The organism is Nocardioides marmotae (assembly GCF_013177455.1).
GTDB lineage: Bacteria > Actinomycetota > Actinomycetes > Propionibacteriales > Nocardioidaceae > Nocardioides > Nocardioides marmotae.
On the sequence record NZ_CP053660.1, the window covers coordinates 3245532 to 3265717 of the forward strand.

At 75.9% G+C, this 20186-nt stretch carries 18 protein-coding genes; 1 reads left to right on the top strand and 17 read right to left on the bottom strand.

What is annotated here, in order from left to right:
* Nucleotides 1-33: 33 nt before the first annotated feature.
* From HPC71_RS15505 to HPC71_RS15520, 4 genes are all read right to left on the bottom strand, one after another.
* The gene (locus tag HPC71_RS15505; protein WP_230084192.1) at nucleotides 34-2859 is read right to left on the bottom strand and encodes a crotonase/enoyl-CoA hydratase family protein; all 2826 of its coding nucleotides are present in this window, start codon (nucleotides 2857-2859) and stop codon (nucleotides 34-36) included.
* 85 nt (nucleotides 2860-2944) lie between these two features.
* A complete protein-coding gene (locus HPC71_RS15510) occupies nucleotides 2945-3562 on the bottom strand; it encodes a LutC/YkgG family protein (RefSeq protein ID WP_154614832.1) in 618 nt (205 codons plus the stop codon).
* A complete protein-coding gene (locus HPC71_RS15515; RefSeq protein ID WP_253943738.1) occupies nucleotides 3559-5055 on the bottom strand; it encodes a lactate utilization protein B in 1497 nt (498 codons plus the stop codon). Before HPC71_RS15515 ends, HPC71_RS15510 begins: the two co-directional genes overlap by 4 nt.
* Nucleotides 5052-5840: a (Fe-S)-binding protein gene (locus tag HPC71_RS15520; RefSeq protein WP_154614831.1), complete on the bottom strand. Its 789-nt coding sequence runs from the start codon at nucleotides 5838-5840 to the stop codon at nucleotides 5052-5054. Before HPC71_RS15520 ends, HPC71_RS15515 begins: the two co-directional genes overlap by 4 nt.
* A 108-nt stretch (nucleotides 5841-5948) precedes the next feature.
* On the opposite strand from HPC71_RS15520, the gene HPC71_RS15525 reads away from it, so the two are divergent.
* On the top strand, nucleotides 5949-6962 hold the full coding sequence (locus HPC71_RS15525; protein ID WP_253943739.1) for a LacI family DNA-binding transcriptional regulator: 1014 nt from the start codon (nucleotides 5949-5951) through the stop codon (nucleotides 6960-6962).
* Nucleotides 6963-7053: 91 nt separating this feature from the next.
* Here HPC71_RS15525 and glsA read toward each other — a convergent pair whose 3' ends face one another.
* The 13 genes from glsA to HPC71_RS15590 all read right to left on the bottom strand — a co-directional run bounded on the left by glsA (nucleotide 7054) and on the right by HPC71_RS15590 (nucleotide 20125).
* Complete coding sequence (glsA, locus tag HPC71_RS15530) at nucleotides 7054-7983, bottom strand: glutaminase A (protein WP_171896893.1); 930 nt, start codon at nucleotides 7981-7983, stop codon at nucleotides 7054-7056.
* Nucleotides 7984-8032: 49 nt separating this feature from the next.
* Complete coding sequence (locus HPC71_RS15535; protein WP_154613223.1) at nucleotides 8033-8329, bottom strand: DUF1540 domain-containing protein; 297 nt, start codon at nucleotides 8327-8329, stop codon at nucleotides 8033-8035.
* Between the two features lie 152 nt (nucleotides 8330-8481).
* Nucleotides 8482-8733, bottom strand: coding sequence for a hypothetical protein (locus HPC71_RS15540; protein WP_154614830.1), 252 nt, complete (start codon nucleotides 8731-8733; stop codon nucleotides 8482-8484).
* 101 nt (nucleotides 8734-8834) lie between these two features.
* The gene (locus HPC71_RS15545) at nucleotides 8835-9461 is read right to left on the bottom strand and encodes a PepSY domain-containing protein (RefSeq protein WP_154614829.1); all 627 of its coding nucleotides are present in this window, start codon (nucleotides 9459-9461) and stop codon (nucleotides 8835-8837) included.
* Nucleotides 9462-9572: 111 nt separating this feature from the next.
* The gene (locus HPC71_RS15550; protein ID WP_171896894.1) at nucleotides 9573-11003 is read right to left on the bottom strand and encodes a sensor histidine kinase; all 1431 of its coding nucleotides are present in this window, start codon (nucleotides 11001-11003) and stop codon (nucleotides 9573-9575) included.
* Complete coding sequence (locus tag HPC71_RS15555) at nucleotides 10996-11673, bottom strand: response regulator transcription factor (RefSeq protein ID WP_154613226.1); 678 nt, start codon at nucleotides 11671-11673, stop codon at nucleotides 10996-10998. Before HPC71_RS15555 ends, HPC71_RS15550 begins: the two co-directional genes overlap by 8 nt.
* 113 nt (nucleotides 11674-11786) lie before the next feature.
* Entirely contained in the window at nucleotides 11787-12806 is a 1020-nt protein-coding gene (locus HPC71_RS15560) for an App1 family protein phosphatidate phosphatase (protein ID WP_154614828.1), read from the bottom strand.
* A 9-nt stretch (nucleotides 12807-12815) separates the two neighbouring features.
* On the bottom strand, nucleotides 12816-14108 hold the full coding sequence (locus HPC71_RS15565; protein ID WP_195849514.1) for a TFIIB-type zinc ribbon-containing protein: 1293 nt from the start codon (nucleotides 14106-14108) through the stop codon (nucleotides 12816-12818).
* Between the two features lies 1 nt (nucleotide 14109).
* Nucleotides 14110-15252 carry an SPFH domain-containing protein gene (locus HPC71_RS15570; RefSeq protein WP_216656434.1) on the bottom strand — a complete coding sequence of 381 codons (1143 nt, stop codon included), beginning with the start codon at nucleotides 15250-15252 and terminating at the stop codon, nucleotides 14110-14112.
* A 112-nt stretch (nucleotides 15253-15364) separates the two neighbouring features.
* Complete coding sequence (locus HPC71_RS15575) at nucleotides 15365-17266, bottom strand: FtsX-like permease family protein (RefSeq protein ID WP_154614827.1); 1902 nt, start codon at nucleotides 17264-17266, stop codon at nucleotides 15365-15367.
* 1 nt (nucleotide 17267) lies between these two features.
* A complete protein-coding gene (locus HPC71_RS15580; protein WP_154613229.1) occupies nucleotides 17268-18023 on the bottom strand; it encodes an ABC transporter ATP-binding protein in 756 nt (251 codons plus the stop codon).
* 105 nt (nucleotides 18024-18128) lie between these two features.
* Complete coding sequence (locus HPC71_RS15585) at nucleotides 18129-18803, bottom strand: response regulator (protein WP_171896895.1); 675 nt, start codon at nucleotides 18801-18803, stop codon at nucleotides 18129-18131.
* On the bottom strand, nucleotides 18800-20125 hold the full coding sequence (locus HPC71_RS15590; RefSeq protein ID WP_154614826.1) for a sensor histidine kinase: 1326 nt from the start codon (nucleotides 20123-20125) through the stop codon (nucleotides 18800-18802). The genes HPC71_RS15585 and HPC71_RS15590 overlap by 4 nt, the downstream gene beginning before the upstream one ends.
* Nucleotides 20126-20186: the final 61 nt, after the last annotated feature.

The window sequence follows — 20186 nt, forward strand, 5'->3', positions numbered from 1 at the left end:
CCCAGCCGCGCTAACAGCCAGCAAGCAGCCGGCTCAGCGGCCCTTCCAGACCGGCTCGCGGTGCTCGGCGAAGGCGGCGATCCCCTCGGCGGCGTCCTCGGAGGTGACCGCGACGCCGGCCAGGTCGCTCTGGCGGGCGAAGGCCTCCTCGGGCGACCAGGACGGCGACTCGAGCACGATCCGGCGGCTCGCGGCGACCGAGAGCGGCGCGTTGGCGACGATCTCCTCGGCCAGCGCGAGGGCGGCGTCGAGCACGGCACCGGGCTCGGCGAGCCGGTTGACCAGCCCGAGCTCGGCCATCCGGGTCGCCGGCATCGGGTTGCCGGTGAGCGCGAGCTCCATCGCGACGTTGCGCGGCAGCCGCTCGGTCAGGCGGAGCACGCCACCGGCGGCGGCGACCAGGCCACGCTTGGGCTCGGGGATGCCGAACTGCGAGTCGGTCGCGGCGACGATCAGGTCCGCGACGAGCGCCAGCTCGCAGCCGCCGGCCAGCGCGTGGCCCTCGACCGCGGCGATGACCGGCTTGGCGATCGGCAGGGCGGAGATGCCGAGCGGGCCGCGCTTGTCGGTCAGGGCGAAGGAGCCCGCGGCCGCGGCCTTGAGGTCCATCCCGGCCGAGAACGTCCCGCCGGCGCCGGTCAGCACCGCCACCCGCAGCTCCTCGTCGGCCTCGAAGGCGTCGATGACCCGTTCGAGCAGCTGGGCGGTGCGCAGGTCGATCGCGTTGCGCCGGTGGGGCCGGTTGATCGTGACCACCAGCACCGACCCGCGGCGCTCGGCCAGCACCGGCGGCTCCGGCGGCTCGGGCAGCTCCTGCCGCTCGGTGCCGGTGAACCGCAGCGTCTTGGCGTCGGTCACCTCGACCGGGCGGTGCAGCGGGTCCCCGCCGACGACCTCGGCGAGCACCTCGGGCTGGGCGGAGCGGACCAGCACCCGCTCGCCGGCCGGGGTCAGCACCGAGACGATGGCGTGCTCGGGGGCGCCGGACCGGTCGTACTGCGCGGTCGCCGCCTCCACCACGCCCGGGCCCGACCAGGTGTCGAGCGCGGGGCGGGAGCGCTCGGGCAGGAGCACCGGGTGGAGGGCGCGGTAGGCCGAGCGCGGCGGCGTGGCGGAGTAGATCCCCAGCGCGTGCTTGGTGACGAACCAGCCCAGGGAGGTCGAGAGCCCGTAGGCCTCCGGGTCCTGGCGCAGCCGCCCGACGAGGGTGGCCACCGCGTGCGTGCCGTAGTTGTTGCCGGGCCCGCCGGCGAAGGTCAGCCCGCCGGTCACCGAGAGCGGCCGCTCGGGGTCGTCGATGGGGAAGCCGAGCTCCCCCGCGGCGATCTGGACCGCGGCCGGGAAGCAGGAGTAGAGGTCGACGTGGCGCACGTCGCCGGGGCCGATCCCGGCGTGCGCGAAGGCCGCCTCGCCGATCGCCCGGATGGCCGGGGAGGCCGCGAGGTCGCGGCGCTCGGAGACGAACCACTCGTCGTACGCCGCCGCGCCGGCGTGCAGGAAGACCCACTGGTCCTGCGGGATCCCGAGCGCCTCGGCGGCCGCGACGCTGGTGACGACCACGCCGGCGGCGAGGTCGACGGTCAGGTTCGCGCACAGCAGCTTCGGGTAGGGCTCGCTGATCATCCGGTTGCCGGCGTCGGGGGTGGCCAGCTGCTCGGGGGTGAAGGCCTGCGGCAGCCAGGCGTGCTCGTTGCCGGCGGCGACCTCGGAGAGGCGCGACCAGAGCCCGGTGATGGTGCGGCGGTGCTCCTCGGGGGTCTCGCCGGCCTTCGCCCGGATCGCGGACTCCATCAGCGCGTAGGTGTAGACCGGCACGGTCAGCCCGGCGGCCGACTCGGGGCCGTTGTTGGCCTCGCGGTCGCTGCCGATGACGCGGTCGGGCGCGACGTCGGCGGGCTGGGTCGGCCAGTCGAGGTCGAGGCCCTGCTTCTGCGCGGCCGCCAGGGTCGCCCCGGCCTCGGCGCCACAGACCAGCACCACGTCGAAGCGGCCGTCGGCGACCGCCTGGCCAGCGGTGTTGATGAGCACCTGGCCGGCGTCGCCGCCGTACGGCGCGGACATCGCGGTCTCCTCGGGCTCGGCGCCGAGCGCCTCGGCCACGAGCGCGGCGGCGTCGCGGTAGGTCCACGAGGCGCTCGCGACGGCGTAGACCGCGTCCGCGGCCCGCAGCACCTCCTCGCCGGCGCCGCTGTCGGCGCCCGCGCGGCGCAGCGCCTCGACGGCCAGGGCCACCGGGTCCTTGGGCGCGCCGAGGTCCGGCTCGCGCTGGGCGACCTGCCCGACGCCGACGAGCACCGGGGTGCGCGGGTCGAGGCGGACCCCGGAGCGCTCGTGGACGACGGTACGACGCGGGAACCGCCCGCCCGCGGAGGTGGCCGGGTCCGCGGCGAGCCCGGCTGCCCGCGCGGCGAACCGGGCCGCGGAGTCCACCAGCGCCTCCTCGACGCTCGCGGCGACCGTCGCGCCCAGCGGGCCCTCGACCGGGTCTCCCCCGATGCCGGCCTCGACCGCCACCCGGACAGCGCCGTCCTCGCCGGTCACCGAGATCCGCAGCCCGAGGGTGAGGTCCATCGGGCCGGTCCCGTCGAGGCCCACCACGCCGGCATCGGCCTCGACGACCGTCCAGGCGATGTCGGCCGGGATCCCCATCAAGGTGACCTGCTCCTCGAAGGTGTCACCGGCGCTGGCGACCTCCGGCGGGGTCCCGCGGAAGGAGGCGTGCATGCTCAGCCAGGCGGCGTACCCGGCCAGGTCGGCGACCAGGTCCTGGGCCAGCGCCAGGGGCGCGGCGACATCGGCACCCGCGCGGACGACGCGCGAGAAGCCGGCGAGCTGGGTGGGCAGGTCGGACTCGCTCAAGACACACTCCGGGACGCTCGGTGCTGACACAAAAAGTCAGGCGTGACTGTTTGTTCGTGAGCGTAGCGGAGGTCACGCGAGTGCGTCAGGGGGTCCGGGCCTCGACGACCACCACGTGCAGGGTGCGGGGGCCGTGGACGCCCTCGACCCGGTCCAGCTCGATGTCGCTGGTGGCCGAGGGGCCGCTGACGAAGGTGAGCGGGCGGGCGGGGTCGAGCCGGGCCAGGGCGTCGGGGACGTCGGGGACGACCTGGTCGGCGCGGACGACGCAGACGTGCCGGTCGGGCACGAGCGTGAGCGCGCGGCGGCCCTGGCCGGGGCCGTGGTCCAGGACGATCGTGCCGGTCTCGGCGATGCCGACCGCGGCCTCGGTGACGACCGCGTCGACCCGGTCGAGCTCGTGGGCGTCGAGGCCGCTGTCGACGACGGCGCCCGCGACGGCGAAGGACAGGCCGGACGGTACGACGACGGCCCCGGCGCCGCCGGGCAGGTGCCGGGCCAGCGCGGCGGCGACGACTCCCTCGAGGTCGGCGGCCGCGCAGCGTTCGACGACCGCGCGGTAGTGCTCGACCCGGTCGGCGAACCGCCCGACCAGGTCGGGCACCGGCACGATCCGCGGGGCGGGGGCGACCGGTGCGGTCCGGTCGACGCCCTCGAGGGCGGTGCGGACCCGCCCGAGGATCTCCTCGCGTGCGCTGGTCATGAGCGTCCTCCGTCGGTCCGTCGCCACCACGCACGGAAGGACTCCCGCGGCGGGGCGGGCAGGTCGCGGGCCCCGGTCCAGGCCGCGGCGCCGGGCCCGGGGACCCGGCCGGCGGCGCGCCGGCCACCCGGCAGCGTCGTACGCCCGAAGCGGCCCAGGACCCGGCCGGCGACGCCGGAGGCGCGCTCGACCCACGCGAGCCGGCGGCTGTCGGAGAAGGACCAGGCGGCGGCCCTCATCGCGACCGCCTCGGCCTTGGGCACGGTGTCGCCGCGGTGGTGGTCGACGACCTGGGAGCGCAGGTGGACCAGCACCTCGGGGATGTCGATGCGTACCGGGCAGACCTCGAAGCAGGCACCGCACAGCGAGGAGGCGTAGGGCAGGGAGTCGACCTGCTCCCCCTCGAGCCCGGGCCGGCCGGTGCCCTTCATCAGCGGGTTGAGGATCGCGCCGATCGGGCCGGGGTAGACCGAGCCGTAGGCGTGGCCGCCGGTGCGCTCGTAGACCGGGCAGGCGTTGAGGCAGGCCGAGCAGCGGATGCACCGCAGCGCCTGGCGGCCGACGTCGTCGGCCAGCGCCCGGGTGCGGCCGTTGTCGAGCAGCACGACGTGCACCTCCTGGGGACCGTCGCCGGGGGTGACGCCGGTCCAGGTGGAGGTGTAGGGGTTCATCCGCTCGCCGGTCGACGAGCGCGGCAGCAGCCGCAGCAGCGGGTCGAGGTCCGCCCAGCGCGGGACGACCTTCTCGATGCCCACCACGCTGATGAGCACCTCGGGCAGGGTCAGGCACATCCGGCCGTTGCCCTCGGACTCCACCACGACCAGGGTGCCGGTCTCGGCGACGGCGACGTTGGCCCCCGAGACCGCGACCCGGGCCCGCAGGAACTTCTCGCGCAGGTGCTCGCGCGCGGCGCCGGCCAGCACGGCCGGCTCGTCGGTGAGGTCGGCGGGCGCCGGCCGGCCGACCGTGCCCATCGCGCGCAGGAAGATCTCGCGGACCTCGGCCCGGTTGCGGTGGATCGCGGGGACCAGGATGTGGCTGGGCAGGTCGTCGCCGAGCTGGACGATCAGCTCGGCCAGGTCGGTCTCCCAGGCGGCGATGCCGTGCTCGGCCAGCGCCTCGTTCAGCCCGATCTCCTGGGTGACCATCGACTTGACCTTGACCACCTCCTCGGCCTGGTGGTCCTGGGCGATCCGCACGACGATCTCGTTGGCCTCGGCGGCGTCGCGGGCCCAGTGGACCGTGGCGCCGCGGGCGGTCAGCGACTCCTCGAGCCGCAGCAGGTGGGTGTCGAGGTCGCGCAGCGCGGCCTCCTTGACCGCCGCCCCGGCCAGCCGCAGCTCCTCCCACTCCTCGACCTCGCCGACCACGGCCGCCCGCTTGGCGCGGATCGTGGAGGTGGCGTGGGCCAGGTTGTGCCGCAGCTGGGTGTCGGCCAACGCCGACCGCGCGGCGGTCGGGAACGCCGGCATCCCCACGAAGGTCCCGCTCACCGCTGCCCCTCCCCCGCCAGGCCGAGCTGCGGATGCCCCGAGGGGCCACCCGCGTCCGCCTCGGTCGAGGCCAGGATCTCCGCGAGGTGCACGACGCGTACGCCGGCCTGCTGGCGCGAGAGCACCCCGCCGACGTGCATCAGGCAGGAGTTGTCGCCGGCCACCAGCACCTCCGCCCCGGTCTCGCGCACGTGCCGGGCCTTGTCGGCCCCCATCGCCACCGAGGTGTCGGCGTTCTTGACCGCGAACGTCCCACCGAACCCGCAGCACTGCTCCGCACCGGGCAGCTCGACCAGCCGCAGCCCGCGCACGTGCTCCAGCAGCCGCCGGGGCCGGTCGCCCACCCCGAGCATCCGCAGCGAGTGGCAGGTCGGGTGGTAGGTGACCGTGTGCGGGAAGTAAGCGCCCACGTCGACCACACCCAGCACGTCGACGAGGAACTCCGAGAGCTCGTAGACCTTCGGGGAGGTCTCCGCGACCGCCGCGGCCAGGCCGGCGTCGCCCGAGCGGCGCGCGACCAGGCCGTGCTGGTGCCGCGCCGAGCCGGCGCACGAGCCGCTGGGCGTCACGACGGCGTCGTACCCCGCGAACGCCTCGACGAAGGTCCGCACCACCGGCACCGCCTCGTCGAGGTAGCCGGTGTTGACCATCGGCTGCGCACAGCAGGTCTGTGCGGCCGGGAAGTCCACCTCCACGCCGAGCCGGCGCAGCAGCCGCACGACGGCCTTGCCGGTCTCGGGGAACATCGCGTCGTTGACGCAGGTGACCATCAACGCGACGCGCATGGCTCCACCTTCGCACCTCGGCCGGTCCCTGCCGAGACACCCACCGCGGGCGGCCGGCGTGTGTACCGTTCACCCGGCTTCACCTCCCCACCCCTGCAGGAGGCACCGGTGAGCGTGCACAGCGCGTCGGTCAAGGACGTGGCCGCGGCGGCCGGCGTCTCCCTGGGGACCGTCTCGAACGTGCTGAACCGGCCCGACCGGGTCAGCCCCGCGACCCGCGAGCGCGTGGAGCGGGTGATGGCCGAGCTCGGCTTCGTGCGCAACGAGTCGGCCCGCCAGCTGCGGGCCGGCAGGAGCCGGACCCTGGCCTACGTCGTGCTCGACGCCGGCAACCCGTTCTTCACCGACGTCGCGGCCGGCATCGACGACGCCGCGGACGACGCCGCGCTGTCGGTGGTCCTCTGCAACAGCGCCAACCGCGCCGACCGGGAGGCCGCGCACCTCACGCGCCTCGAGCAGCAGCGCGTCCAGGGCATCCTGATCACCCCGGTCGACCCCGACGCCGTCGCGCTCCACCAGGTCGCGCGGCGCGGCACCCCGATCGTCGTGGTCGACCGCACCCGCCGGCTCGAGGACTTCTGCACCGTCGCCGTCGACGACGTCCTGGGCGGCCGGCTCGCCGTCGAGCACCTGGTGGGCCGCGGCCACCGGCGCGTGGCCGTCGTCGGCGGGCCCACGAGCATCGGCCAGGTCCACGACCGGTACGCCGGGGCGCGGGCCGCCTGGGTCGACGCCGGCCTCGACCCCGCCGACCTGGTGCCGCTCGAGACCGTCGCGATGACCGTCGCCGAGGGCCGCTCCGCCGGCGAGCGCCTGGCCGGGCTGCCCTCCCGGCGCCGGCCGACCGCGGCGTTCTGCGCCAACGACCTGCTCGCGCTCGGCCTGCTCCAGCAGTCCATCGGCAGCGGCCGGTCAGTGCCGGGCGACCTGGCGATCGTGGGGTACGACGACATCGAGTTCGCGGCCGCCGCGGCGGTCCCGCTCACCTCGGTGCGCCAGCCGCGCCACCAGCTCGGCCGCACCGCCGCCTCGCTGGTCCTCGACGAGTCGACGAACCCCGATCACCGCCACCAGCAGGTGACGTTCACCCCCGAGCTGGTCGCCCGCGCCTCGACCCTGTGAGGGCTCCGCGGTCGTGAGGGCTGTGGCTGTGGGCGGGTCCCGGCGGCGGTCACTGTGCCACGGGCCGGGCGCTCCGTGGTGGAGAAGGCGGCTACCGGCCGCCCGGCGCGAACGTGTGCAGGCCGAGCTCCTCGGAGAGCCGCACGCCCGCGAGCAGGGCCCGGACGCTGTTGCCCTCCCCGTCGAGCGGCGGGCTCCAGGCGCCGAGGCCGAGCACGCCGGGGGCGACCGCCATCAGGCTGCCGGAGACCCCGGACTTCGCGGGCATGCCGGCGCGGTGGATCCACCAGCCGCTGCCGTCGTACATCCCGCAGGTCGCCATCACGCTGAGCACCTCGGTCGCGACCGCGGCAGGTACGACCTGCTCCTCGGAGCCCGGGTGCCGGCCCCACCGGGCGAGGGTGGCCGCCATCGCGGCGAGGTCGAGCGCGGTCACCTCGATCGAGCAGACCCGGGCGAGCACCTCCACGGTGTCCTCGACCGGGCCGGGGAGCATCCCGCCGCCGCGCATCAGGTGGGCCAGCGCGCGGTTGCGGTCGGCGCCCTCGAGCTCGGCGGCGACGACGTCCTCGTCGACCGAGAGCCTCCGTCCCGCGGCGCGGGAGCAGACGTCGAGCACGCGCTCGACCCGCTCCGCCACGCCTGTGCCGGCGACCAGCGAGGCGGCCATCAGCGCGCCGGCGTTGACCATCGGGTTCGGCGGCCGGCCGGTCTCCAGCTCCAGCTCCAGGGCGTCGAACGGCTCGCCGGTCGGCTCGACGCCGATCGCCTCGTGGACGTCCTCGCGCCGGTCGGCCAGCGCGACGGCGTACACCCACGGCTTGACGACCGACTGCACGGGGAAGCCGACGTCGGCGTCCTCGGTGCCGCAGGTCTCGCCCTCGGCGGTGACGACGGCGATGCCGAAGCGTCCCTCGGAGCCGGCGACGCTCGGGTCGCCCACCTCGCCGGACGTCTCGGGCAGCAGCCGCTCGCGCTCGGCGGCCAGGGTGGCGGTCAGGTCGTCACGGTCGAGGCCCACCGGGCCGAGCGTACGGAGCGGGCGGGCACGCCCGCCGGTTCCAGGCCGGTCAGGCCGGCTCGTAGGTCAGGCAGTCGGCGTGCTGGTTGCCGTTCGCGCCGACGCGGACCGCGTCGGCCGAGCACTCCAGCGCCGAGTTGTGCCGGCACTCCGAGCGCTGGCAGGCGCCGACGCTGGCGACGACGTCGAGGCCGCCCTTGGTGCCGAGCGGGATGAACGTCGCGCAGGAGGCGTCGCCGATCTCCCCGGCGATCGTGATGGCGCCGGCGTGGCACCCGTCGTGGTTGTAGGAGCAGCCGTCGATCGTGCACTCGGCCACCCGCGGCATGTCCATCGCGGTGCTCATCGTCGTCTCCCTCGCGCCGGTTCCCACGGGCCCGACCCGACGCACCGGGCAGCGACCCTCGTCGAGATCGACCGTACGCCGGCGCGCGGGGCCCGACCACAGGTCCTTCGGACCGGGTCGGACCGCTCACGCGACCGGCGTACGTCGTGGCGTCAGGCCGCGGCCACGTGCCGACCGCGCGCCGGGGCCTCGGCCGACGGCAGCTCGGTCACGGGCAGCTCGGTCGCGGGCGGCTCGGTCACGGGCGGCTCGGTCGCGGCGGGTGCCGGCGCGGTCGCCTGGCTGGCGCGGAACGCCATGAGCACGGCGAGCCCCATGCAGAAGACGGCCACCAGGGCCATGCCTCCCTGCAGGAGCGCCCAGGTCAGCGGGCTCCAGTCGAGCTGCTCGTAGTTCGTCGTCATCGGACCTCCTCGTCGATGGTGTGGCGACCACCCTCGTCGGCCCGACCCGCGCCCGGCAGGTACCCAGGCCCCGGATCCCCGAGGACCTTGGTCCCGACCGCTCAGCCCTGGGTCTTGCGGAGCACCTGGAGGTCGGCGTCGAGCTCGACGTCCCACTCGGTGCCGTCGGTCGCCCGCACCTCGACGTCGTAGGCCTCACCCGGGTCGTCGGAGGCCTCGACGTCGGTGACCGTGCCGCCGCCGACGGCGTCCAGGGCCGCCTTCTCGGCCGCCTTCCGCTCGGCGGGGTCCAGCACGCGGTCGTCCGCGTCGCGGTCGCCAGGACCGTCGATGTCGTCGGTGTCGTCGGTGTCGTCGGTGTCGTCGCGGTCGTCGGTGTCCTGGCCGACCAGGGCGAGGTCCTGGTCGAGCGCGACGTCGACCTCGCCGCCGTCGGGCAGGCGGACCTCGACCTCGTAGGCCTCGCCCGGGTCGTCGCTGGTCTCCACGTCGACCGCCTCGCCGCTGCCGACGGCCTGGACCGCCGCGGCGGCGACGCGGTCGCGCTCGCCGCCCTCGACCGTGCCGTCGGCGCTCGCGGTGGTCGCCCAGACCGTGCCGCCGATGCCGAGGACGGCAATGGCCGCGACGGCCGGGAGGATCACGCGCTTGCTGCGCAGCCGGCGCGACCGGGAGGTGGTCTCGGTGGTCTCGGGGGTGCTGGCGGGGGTGTGCTCGGGGGCGGTCATGGCTCCCTCTCCTTCATGTTCGTGGGGGTGTTCGTGGGGGTGTTCGTGGGGTGGTGGGACCACCATGCGACGAGGTCGCTGAACCCTCCCTGAAGCCGCCTGAAAGCCCGTTCAGGTACGCCGCGAAGCGCCCGCGACGTCGGTGCTCGCGCCGCCGGCGCCCTCGGCGGCGGCTGCCGGCAGCCGCACCACGAACCGCGCCCCGCCGAGCGCCGAGGTCGAGACGCCGACCGTGCCGCCGTGCGCGGCGACCGCCTCGCGGACGATGGCGAGCCCCAGGCCGCTCCCGCCCGCGTCACGGGCGCGGGCGTCGTCGAGGCGCACGAACCGCTCGAAGACCCGCTCGCGCTCCGCCTCGGGCACACCCGGGCCGTCGTCCTCGACGGCCAGCTCGACCGTGCCGGCGCGCTCGGCGACCGAGACCGCGAGCCTGGAGGCGGCGTGCCGGGCGGCGTTGTCGACCAGGTTGCGGACCACCTGCGCCAGTGCGAGCGGGTCGCCCTGCACCCGCCCCGGTCCGACCCCGGAGGCGTCCACGGCGAGGCCCGCACGGCGTACCCGTCGGGCCTCGGCGAGCGCGAGGTCGTCGAGGTCGACCTCGACCCGGGTCCGCGCGAGCGCGCCCTCGTCGGCGCGGGTCAGCACGAGCAGCTGCTCGACGAGGCGCTGCATCCGCACCGACTCCTCCAGCACGGCCTCCGCCAGCTCTCCCTCGGGCAGCGCGCCGGGGTGCTCGCGGGCGACCTCGGCGGTCTGCCGGATGCTGGCCAGCGGCGAGCGCAGCTCGTGGGAGGCGTCGGCGACGAACTGCTGCTGCCGGTCGCGGGAGGCCTGGAGCCGCGTCAGCATGGCGTTCATGGTGACCGCCAGACGGCGCACCTCGTCGCGGGCGGGAGGCTCGGGGACGCGACGGTCCAGCCGGTCACCGGAGATCCCCTCGACCTCCCGGCGGATCCGCTCCACCGGGGCCAGCGCCCGCCCGGCGACCACCCAGGTCGTGCCGCCGACGAGCAGCAGCACCAGGGGCAGGCCCACGGCCAGCGGCGCCACCAGCGCGTCGGTCGACTCCTCGACGCTCTCCAGGGAGGCCGCGACCACGACGTCGTACGACGCGTCGCCGGCGTCCGCGTCCTCGGTCACCACCAGGTAGGGCTGGTCGGCCCCGGGCAACCGCACCTCGTCCTCGCCGTCGGCCGGCAGCGCCCGGAAGAGCGGCTGGGAGGAGCTCACCACCCGGCCGTCGTCGTCGAGGACCTGCCAGACCAGGTCCTCCGGGTCGTCGGGATCCTCGCCCTCGTCGTCCGCGTCGTCCCCGTCGCCGTCCGGGTCCCGCCCCGACCGCGGCGGCCCGCTGCGCTCGACCTGGCTCGCCAGGTCGGCGGCGCGTTGCTCGGCGGTGGCCTCCACCCCGTCGCGCAGCGAGCCGCGCACCAGCGCGACCAGCACCAGCGCGCCGATCGCGAGGGCGACCGCCACGACGACGACGGCAGCCGCGGTGGTGCGCAGCCGCACCGAGGCGCGGCCCGTCCAGCGCTCAGCCACCGTTGCTCGCCAGCCGGTAGCCCGCGCCCCGCAGCGTCTGGATCGCCTCGCGGCCGAAGGGCCGGTCGATCTTGTTGCGCAGGTGGCGGACGTAGACCTCGACGATGTTGGGGTCGCCGTCGAAGTCGACGTCCCAGACCCCCTCGAGGATCTGCCGCTTGGACACCACGTCACCGGGGTGCCGGGCGAGGAAGGCCAGCAGGGAGAACTCCCGCGCGGTCAGCTCGACCTCCACCTCGCCCCGCCACACCCGGCGGGAGGCGGGGTCGACCCGCAGGTCCCCGACCTGGAGCTCGGTCGGCCGCTCGCGCGCGCCCCGGCGGGCGACGGCCCGCAGCCGGGCGACGAGGACCGGGAAGGAGAACGGCTTGGTCAGGTAGTCGTCCGCGCCCGTGTCGAGCCCCTCGACCTGGTCCCACTCGCCGTCCTTGGCGGTGAGCATGAGGATCGGCGTCCAGTCGCCCTCGGCGCGCAGCGTCCGGCACACCTGGTAGCCGTTGATCCCGGGCAGCATCAGGTCCAGCACGATCGCGTCGTAGGTGTTCTCCCGCGCCAGCCACAGCCCGTCGGTCCCGTCGTGGGCGACGTCGACCGCGAACCCCTCGGCCTCCAGGCCGACGCGCAGCGAGCGCGCGAGCCGCCTCTCGTCGTCGACGACGAGCACACGCATGACGAACCTCCGGGACGGACGGCAGGAAGGCCCATCGTCGCGCACCGACGCTGAACGCCGGCTGAAGAGCCGCCCGCGCCCGGCTCAGCGGGCCCCGGCTCACCGCGCCCGGCTCAGAGCAGTCCGAGGCCCGTCGCGTGCCGTCGTACGGCGTCGGAGTCGGCGGCGAGCACGAACGGCACGTCCTCGCTCCACGACCCCGAGATCCGCTCCACCCGGCCGTCGCCGGGGTCGAGGCGGACCTCGCGGATGTAGATCGCGCGGACCCGGCCGGGGTTGGCGCGGGCGACGGCGGCGTAGACCTCGGGGTCCTTCTCCCCCGAGTCGCCGATGAGCACCACGTCGAGCCCCGGGTGGAGGTCGAGCACCTCCTGGATCCGGCCGGTCTTCTGCTCGCGCCCGGCCGCGGTGCCGATCAGGTCACGCAGCAGCACCGGCCCCAGCGGGAAGCCGTGGTGGCGCAGGAACGAGATGAGGAACGCGTGCAGGTTCCACGGGCTGGAGGAGACGTAGAAGACCGGGTTGGCCCCGGCCGCCAGGTCGCGGTAGAGCTCCGGCGCGCCCGGGAACGGCGTGCGGGTCAGCGCCGAGCCGGTGAGCGTCTGGGCCACCATCCGCAGCGCCCGCTGCACGCCGGTCTCCAGGATCGTGTCGTCGATGTCGGAGACGACCGCGAAGCGCGCCCCCGCCTCCGGGACGAGCACCTGCACCGGCACGGTCCGGGGGTCGGTGATCCCGCGGTACGGCGCCGCGAGCTCGACGGTGCCGGTCGTCCACGGCGCGGTGAGCCGACCCGGTGCTGGTCGCAGCCGCACGCGGAAGTAGCCGTCCTCGTCGGTGGTGGTCCGCACGGTCTCCCCCGCCACGCTCACCTGGAGCGGCACCCCCGGCAGGTCGTCGGTGAGGAACTGGCGCACGCTGCGTCGAACCGCCGCACCGACCCCCTCGCCGGCCACCGCCTCCGACGGCGCCGGGTCGTCCAGGACGCGCCCGCGCACCACCACGCCGAGGTCGCTGCCGTGCCCGATGTACGCCTCGATCCGCAGTTCCGTCGGCGGGCGGGTGCCGGTGCGTCGCAGCCGCGCCCGGTCCCAGGCCCGCTCCAGCCACCAGACCCAGCGGCTCGCACCCATGCGGCCAGCCTAGGCGGGCGGCCCGACCCCCGAGCCGACGCCGGAGCCGGCCCGCGCGGTGCCGGCGCGCAGCAGGTCGAGGCCCAGGGAGAGCGGCGGCCCGACGTCCGAGCCGTCCCGGGCCTGCAGGACCAGGAGCACCACGACCAGGGCCAGCACCAGCGCGACCAGGACCGCGAGGGCGATCTTGACATTGGAGTACGGCCGGTCGCCGGTCACCTCGCCGGTGTTGGCGTTGACCATGACCTGCCACTGCTTGCCGCCGTGGGTGTAGGAGGCGAGCCAGAGCGGCAGCAGCACCAGCTTGAACATCACCTGCGCGTAGGTCGTGTCCACGCGCGAGACCTCCTGCTCGTCCCCGCCGATGTCACGGCGCACATCGGAGTCGATGACCTCGGCCATCTGCTCCCGCGCGGCCGTGGACCCGTCCTGCGGGTCGACGTCGTAGCGCAGCGCGGAGTAGCCGGAGAGGAACTCCGGTTGGTAGGCGACGGCCGTCTCGAGCTTCCAGGGGCCCATCTCGTCGAGGCGGTCGGTCGCGAGCCGCGTCGTGGCCGGCACGACCACGTCGTCGAAGTCGCGCGCGACCCGGCCCGACGCGCGGCTCCACCGGGTCTGGCGTTCCTGGTAGGTCTCGGTGCGGGTGCCGCCCTTGCCGTCCGAGACCGTGCGAGTGCGGGTCACGTAGTAGTGGTCGCCCCGCCGGCCGGTGTAGTCGCTGGTCGTGGCGGCGTCGAAGGTCCAGTGAGGCACGTAGGTGCCCCGCAGCGAGTGGGCTCTCCCGACCCGCTTGAGGGAGTTCGGCGCGAACCAGCGCGAGGTGACCCACTCCCGGAAGGCAGCCTGCGCGCCGTCCTGGCCGATCGTGAAGGGCACGACCGCCTCGGGCGCGACCAGGCCCGCCGGGGTGGAGAGCACCACGAGGTGACCGGTGCAGAACTGGCAGCTCTCGGCGAGGTCGGTGGTCTCGACCTGGGCGCCACAGCCCTCGCAGCGCAGCACGTGCCCGCCGAGGGAGGCGACCCGGACGTCGGCGTGGGCGGCGATCCAGTCGTCGAAGGAGTGCTCGTCGACGACGGTGTCCTCCCCCGCGTCGATCTCGCGGGACGCCCCGCACGCGCCGCAGGTCAGCGCGGTCGTGCCGGGCGCGTAGGTGACCTGGGAGCCGCACGAGGGGCAGGACGCGAAGAGCACCGGCGGCGCCTCGGGCGCGGGGGCGGGCTCGGCGGGCTCACCGTCGGGCAGCGGCGGTGGCCCGCCGGCCGCGGCGGGCGGAAGCGGCGGCGGGGTGCTGCCGGTCATCTCAGGCCTGCGGCGGGAGCGGCGGCGGGGTGGCGGCGAAGAGCCGGGCGAGGTCGGGCACCTCGCCGGCGGGCTGCCAGGCGGCCATGCCGTCGCGCCACACCAGGGTGTCCCGGCCCAGCTGCCCGGCCGTCACCTGGCCGGGCAGGGCGGCCTCGGGGAAGGGACCGGCCTGCTGGCCGTCCACGGCGACGTACCACTGCCCGCCCGGGAGCGGCGGCGGGCCGGCGCTCGCGGCCGGGGCGGCGGCCGCCTGGCCGGCTCCCGCGACGGCACCGGCCGCGGCACCCGCGGCGGCCTGACCGAGGCCCATGCCGACGATCATGCCGGCCCCGGACCCGGCGGCGCCGGGGTTGTTCGCGGCGTCCTCGAGCGCGGTCGCGGCCTGGAACTGGGTGAACTTGCCGAGGTCGCCGACGATGCCCATCTGGGTCCGCTTGTCGAGCGCCTCCTCCACCTCCGGCGGGACGGAGACGTTCTCGATGACGAACCGCGGCAGGGCGATGCCGTACTCCGCCAGGCTGGCCGACAGCGTCCCGACGAGGGTCCGGGAGATCTCGGCCTGGTTCGCGGCGAGGTCGAGCATCGGGATGCCGGCGCCGGCGAGCGCGGTGGTGACGGCCTCGACGACGACCTGGCGCAGGAACTCCGCGACCTCGCCGGTCACGAACTGCGGGTCGGTCCCGACCAGCTGGCGCAGGAGCGCGGCGGGGTCGTTCACCCGGAGCGCGTAGGTGCCGAACGCGCGCAGCCGCACCATCCCGAAGTCGGCGTCGCGGACGGTGAAGGGGTTCTGCGTGCCCCACTTCATGTCGGTGTACTGCCGCGTGCCGACGAAGTAGACCTCGGCCTTGAACGGCGAGTTGAAGCCGTACTTCCAGCCCCGCAGGGTGCTGAGGATCGGGATGTTCTCGGTGGTCAGCTCGTAGGTGCCGGGGGTGAAGACGTCGGCGACCTGGCCCTCGTCGACGAAGACCGCGACCTGGCCCTCGCGGACGACGAGCTGGGCGCCCATCTTGATCTCGTTGCCCTGCCGCGGGAAGCGCCACACGATGGTGTCGCGCGAGTCGTCGAGGAACTCGACGATGTCGATGAACTGCCCGCGGACCTTGTCCATGAACCCCATGCCGAGCACCTTCCTCATACCGGCCCCCAGGGGCCGCCGGACCGCGACGCAGCGCCTGCGTCGACGGGGATGCTACGGGCGTTCGCCCCCGCCGGCAGGGGTTGTGCACAGATGGGCGCCGCCCGGCGGCTCACCGCGAGCGGGTGCGGGCGGCGAGGGTGGGCACGGTGCTCAGCACGCTCACGAGGACCACCAGCGCCACGAGGACGCCGTACGTCGCCAGGTCGACGACCGGCAGCGCGGGGCCGAGGAGCCCGAGGCTGACGCCCACGACGGCCGGGAGGACGGCCGCGGTGCCGATGACCACGGCGGCTGCCGCGGTGACCAGCGACTCGACGGCCGCGACGCCCACGAGCTGGCGCCGCGTGGCGCCGATCCGGCCGAGCAGGCTCCACTCGGGGCGCCGGCCGGCGGTGAGCATCACCAGCGCGTTGCCGGCGCCGACCAGCATGAAGCCGAGCAGGGCGAGCAGCAGCACGCTGGAGACCCGTTGCTCGGCGCCGACGCCGGTGTCCCCCGCGACGTACTGCTCGGTGGTGACGACCTCGCCCCCTTGGTCGCGGAGCGCGGGGGCCAGCGCCTCCAGCGCCTCCAGCGCCTCCGGGTCGGCCGTCGAGACGAGCACGGTGTCGACCGGCCGGTCGAGGCCGTGCTCGTCCAGGGTCGCCCGGCCGAGGGTGTAGTCGCCGAACCCGAGCCCGCGGTCGTAGACCGCGACCACCCGCAGGTCGGTGGTCCGCCCGTCGCCGAGCCGGACGGCGACGGTCTCACCCAGGCCGGCCCCGCCCAGGAGGGCGGCATCGCGGCTGACCGCGAGGGTGCCGGGGTCGGCGAGCCCGGCGAGGGAGCCCTCGACGACGCCGGGGTCGTACGCCGCCGCGGGGGTGTCGGCGGGCAGCACCCGCGCCTGCCCCGACTCCCACGCGAGGGCGCCGAGGTCCTCCTCGTCGGTGCGCACCTGCACCCGGGCGGTCGACAGCGCCGTGGCGGCGTCGACCTCCGGCGCGTCGGCGACCTGACGGACCTGCTCGGCGCTGAGCCCCTCGGGGGCGGTGACGACCAGCTCGGAGCCGAGCCCGTCGCGCAGCTGCTGGACCGCGGCGCGCTCCAGCGCGTCGCCGGTGCTGGTCTGGACGGTGCCCACCGCGACCACGGCCGCGAGCGGGACGACGACCGCCGTCAGGCGGCGGGCGGAGCCGCGGGTGCCGGCCAGGGCGAGCCGCACCACCGGGTGCCGGCTGCCCTCGCGCCGGCCGGGCAGGCCGAGCGTCCGGGCGACCAGGACGGGGCCGGCGAGGGCCGCCGCGCCCACCAGCAGCAGGGCGGAGCTGGCCGCGGTCGCGCCGCCCATCACGCCGGGGACGACGAGGGGCGTGCCCGCCGCGGTCACGCCGGCGACCGCGGTGACGACCGCCAGCACGCGGCGGGTGCCGCCGACCTCCCGCGGCTCGGCCGCCGCGGCGCGCACGGCCGCCGTGGGCGGTTGCCGCAGCGTCTCGCGGGTGGCCAGGGCGGCTGCCGCGAGGGCGACCGGGGCGAGCAGCAGCACGGCGGCGAGGACGGGCAGCGGCGAGATCGTCGGGCTGAACCCGGCGGGGACCATGCCGGCCTCCACCAGCAGCGGCGTGAGCAGGTGCACCGCGGCGAGGCCGGGCAGGGCGCCGAGGGGCGCGACGACGAGGGTCACGAGCAGCAGCTCGCCGGCGACCAGGCGTCGTACGTCGCGGCGGGTCGCGCCGACGGCGCGGAGCACGGCGAGGTCGCGCTGGCGCGGCCGCATGGCCAGGCCGACCGTGGCGGCCACGACCAGCACCACCACGACGACCGTGGTGCCGATGAACGAGCCGGCCAGGGCGGTCAGGGCGCCGGCGTCCGGGCCGGCGCCGTCGAGGTCGGGGCCGGGGGCCCGCAGGCCGGACTCGACGAGGACCCCGGAGGCCGCCAGCAGCGCCGCGGCCAGGGCGAGCACGACGGCGGTGCCGACGAGCGAGCCGAGGTGGGCGCGGACCTGGGAGCGAGCCAGGCGCCACATCTCAGGCACCCGCCAGCGTGAGCATCCGGGCGGCGACCTGCTGGGCCGTCGGCGAGTGGAGGCGGTCGACCAGCAGGCCGTCGGCCAGGACGGCGACGCTGTCGGCGGCCGCTGCCACGTGGGGGTCGTGGGTCACCACGACGACGGTCTGCCCGAAGCGATCGGCGGTGTCGCGGAGGACCTGCACGACCTGGGCGCCGGTGCGGGAGTCCAGGGCGCCGGTGGGCTCGTCGGCGAAGACGACGGTCGGGCGGGCGAACAGCGCCCGGGCGATGGCGACCCGCTGGGCCTGGCCCCCGGAGAGCTCGGTCGGCCGCCGCTGCTCGGTGCCGCCCATCCCGACCGCCTCGAGCAGCTCGGTGCGCCACTGCCGGTCGGGCCGGGTGCCGGCCAGGACCAGCGGCAGCTCGACGTTCTCGGCGACCGAGAGGTGCGGCACCAGGTTGTAGGCCTGGAACACGAAGCCGACCTGCCGGCGGCGGAAGCGGGTCAGGTCGTCGGCACGCAGCGTGCTGATGTCCTGGTCACCGATCAGGACCCGGCCGCTGGTGGGCGTGTCCAGGCCGGCGGCGGTGCTGAGCAGCGTCGACTTGCCGGACCCGGAGGGCCCCATCACGGCGGTGAACGAGCCGGGCGCCAGGGTGAGGGTCACCCCGCGCAGCGCGTGGACCGGCGTGGGCCCGGGATAGGTCTTGTGGACCTCGTGCAGGCCCACGGCGGTGGCGGTCGGACGGTCCTGGAGCTGGGCGCTGGTCATGCCCACGACACTAGGAAGCGCGGGCGCCGGCCACGAGCCGCGAAGGATGGAACCTCGGGCCTTGCATCTTTCGATGGAGGAGCCCCGCCGGCTCGCCAGGGAGGTTCAGCCAGGCGGTTCGACGAGGCGGCTCTGGTAGGCCCAGACCGCCGCCTGCAACCGGGAGCGGACCCCCAGCTTGGGCAGGATCCGCGCCAGGTGCGACTTCACCGTCGAGACCTCGAGCACCAGCTCCTGCGCGATCTCGTCGTTGGAGAGCCCCTGCGCCAGGAGCAGCACGATGTCGAGCTCGCGCGCGGTCAGCAGGTCGGTCCCGCGCGCGGCGGTGACCGGTTGGGTACGCCGCCGGCCGACGACCTCGCTCAGCACCCGCTTGGTCAGGGAGTCGTCGAGGGTGCCGTTGCCGGCCGCGACCGAGCGGACCGCCCGCACCAGGACCTCGGGCTCGGCGTCCTTGAGCTGGAAGCCGGACGCCCCGGCCTCCAGCGCCCCGAACAGGTACTCGTCGATCTCGAAGGTGGTGAGCACCAGGACCGGGATCGGGTCGGCGACGCCGGGGCCGCTCAGCTCGCGGGTGGCCGCGATGCCGTCCATCCCGGGCATCCGCACGTCCATGCAGACCACGTCGGGCCGCACCCGCCGGGCCACCTCGACGGCCTCGTGGCCGTCGCTCGCGGTGCCGACCACCTCGATGTCGGGCTCGGCGCCGAGCAGGGTCGTCAGGCCCATCCGGACGAGCGGCTGGTCGTCGGCGACGACGACCCGGATCGTCGGGGTCACGGCGTTCCCGCCTCCTTCTCCTGGGGGTCCTGGGGGCCCTGGGGCTCCTTGGGCAGCCGCATGGTCACGGCCCAGCCACCGTCGTCGGTCGGCCCGGTCTCCAGGGCGGCGTTGGTCAGCTGGGCCCGCTCGCGCATGCCGATCAGGCCGAAACCGCCACCGTCTCCCGGGCCGTCGGCCGGGCCTGCGGGCGGTCGCGGCGGGGGCTCGTTGCGGACGGTGACGACCACCGACTCCGCCGGTCGCGCGTCGACGGTGACGTGGCAGCGCGCCCCGGGGGCGTGCCGCGCCGCGTTGGCGAGGGCCTCCTGCACCGCGCGGTACGCCGCGAGCTGGGCCAGCGGCCCGACGTCACGGCCCGGGTCACCGGCGCCGTCCCCCGCGCCGCCGTCCGCGCCGTCGTCCGCCTCGAGCACGGCCAGGTCGACGTCGACGCCGGTGGCCGCCACCTGCGCCACCAGGTCGCGCACCCCGCGCAGCGTCTCGGGGCGGGTCGCGGCGGCCGGATCGTGCTCGCGCAGGAGCCCGACGAGGCTGCGGAGGTCGCGGAGCACCGTCGTGCTCTGCCGGCGCACTAGCCGCACGGCCTGCTTGGCCCCGTCGGGGTCGGTGTCGATCTGCCGCTCCACGGCGCCGGCCAGCACCGCGATGCCGCTGAGGTGGTGGGCCGCGATGTCGTGCAGCTCCCGGGCCATGTCGGTCCGCTCGCGCGCCACGGCCGCCGCGAGCAGCGCGTCCTGCTCGCGGGCCTGGGCCTCGCGGCGGGCCGACACCGCGCGCCGGGTCTCCCGCGTGGCGCGGACCCAGCTCGCCGCGAGCAGGACGAGGCCCAGCGTGCCCACGGCCTGGGCCACCGCCGCGAGGAGCGCCTCGCCCGGCGGCGTACCCGACCCCGTTGCGGCGACGGCGCCGCCGGCGACCATCGCGGCCGCCACCACCGCCAGGGTGGGCGTGAGCGCGGCGACCGGGCGGTCGGTCCTCGCGCTGACCACGGCGATGGCCACCGCGGTGACGATCGCGAGCGAGGTGGTGCTCGTCGCGTCCTCGCCCCCCACCAGGGCCACCAGCGGGGCCGCGAGAGCCACCACGACCAGCACGGTCCGCGGCCGTGACCACACCCGGAGCAGGGCCGAGCACTGCGCGAGGAGCACCACCGCCGTCGCCCACCACGCCGTCGTCCCCGCGGCCGGCGCGGAGGCGGTGGACTCCTCGGCCACGCCGGCCAGCAGCAGGGCCAGGAGGGCAGCCGTCGCGCAGCCGACCGCGACCGCTGCGGCGGCACGACCGGGACGCCCGTGGCGCGCATGCTCGAGCTGGCTCACCCCTACCCCCTCCCTCGGTCCGGAACCGGTGATCCTTCCACCCCCGGCTGGCGGGCCGGGC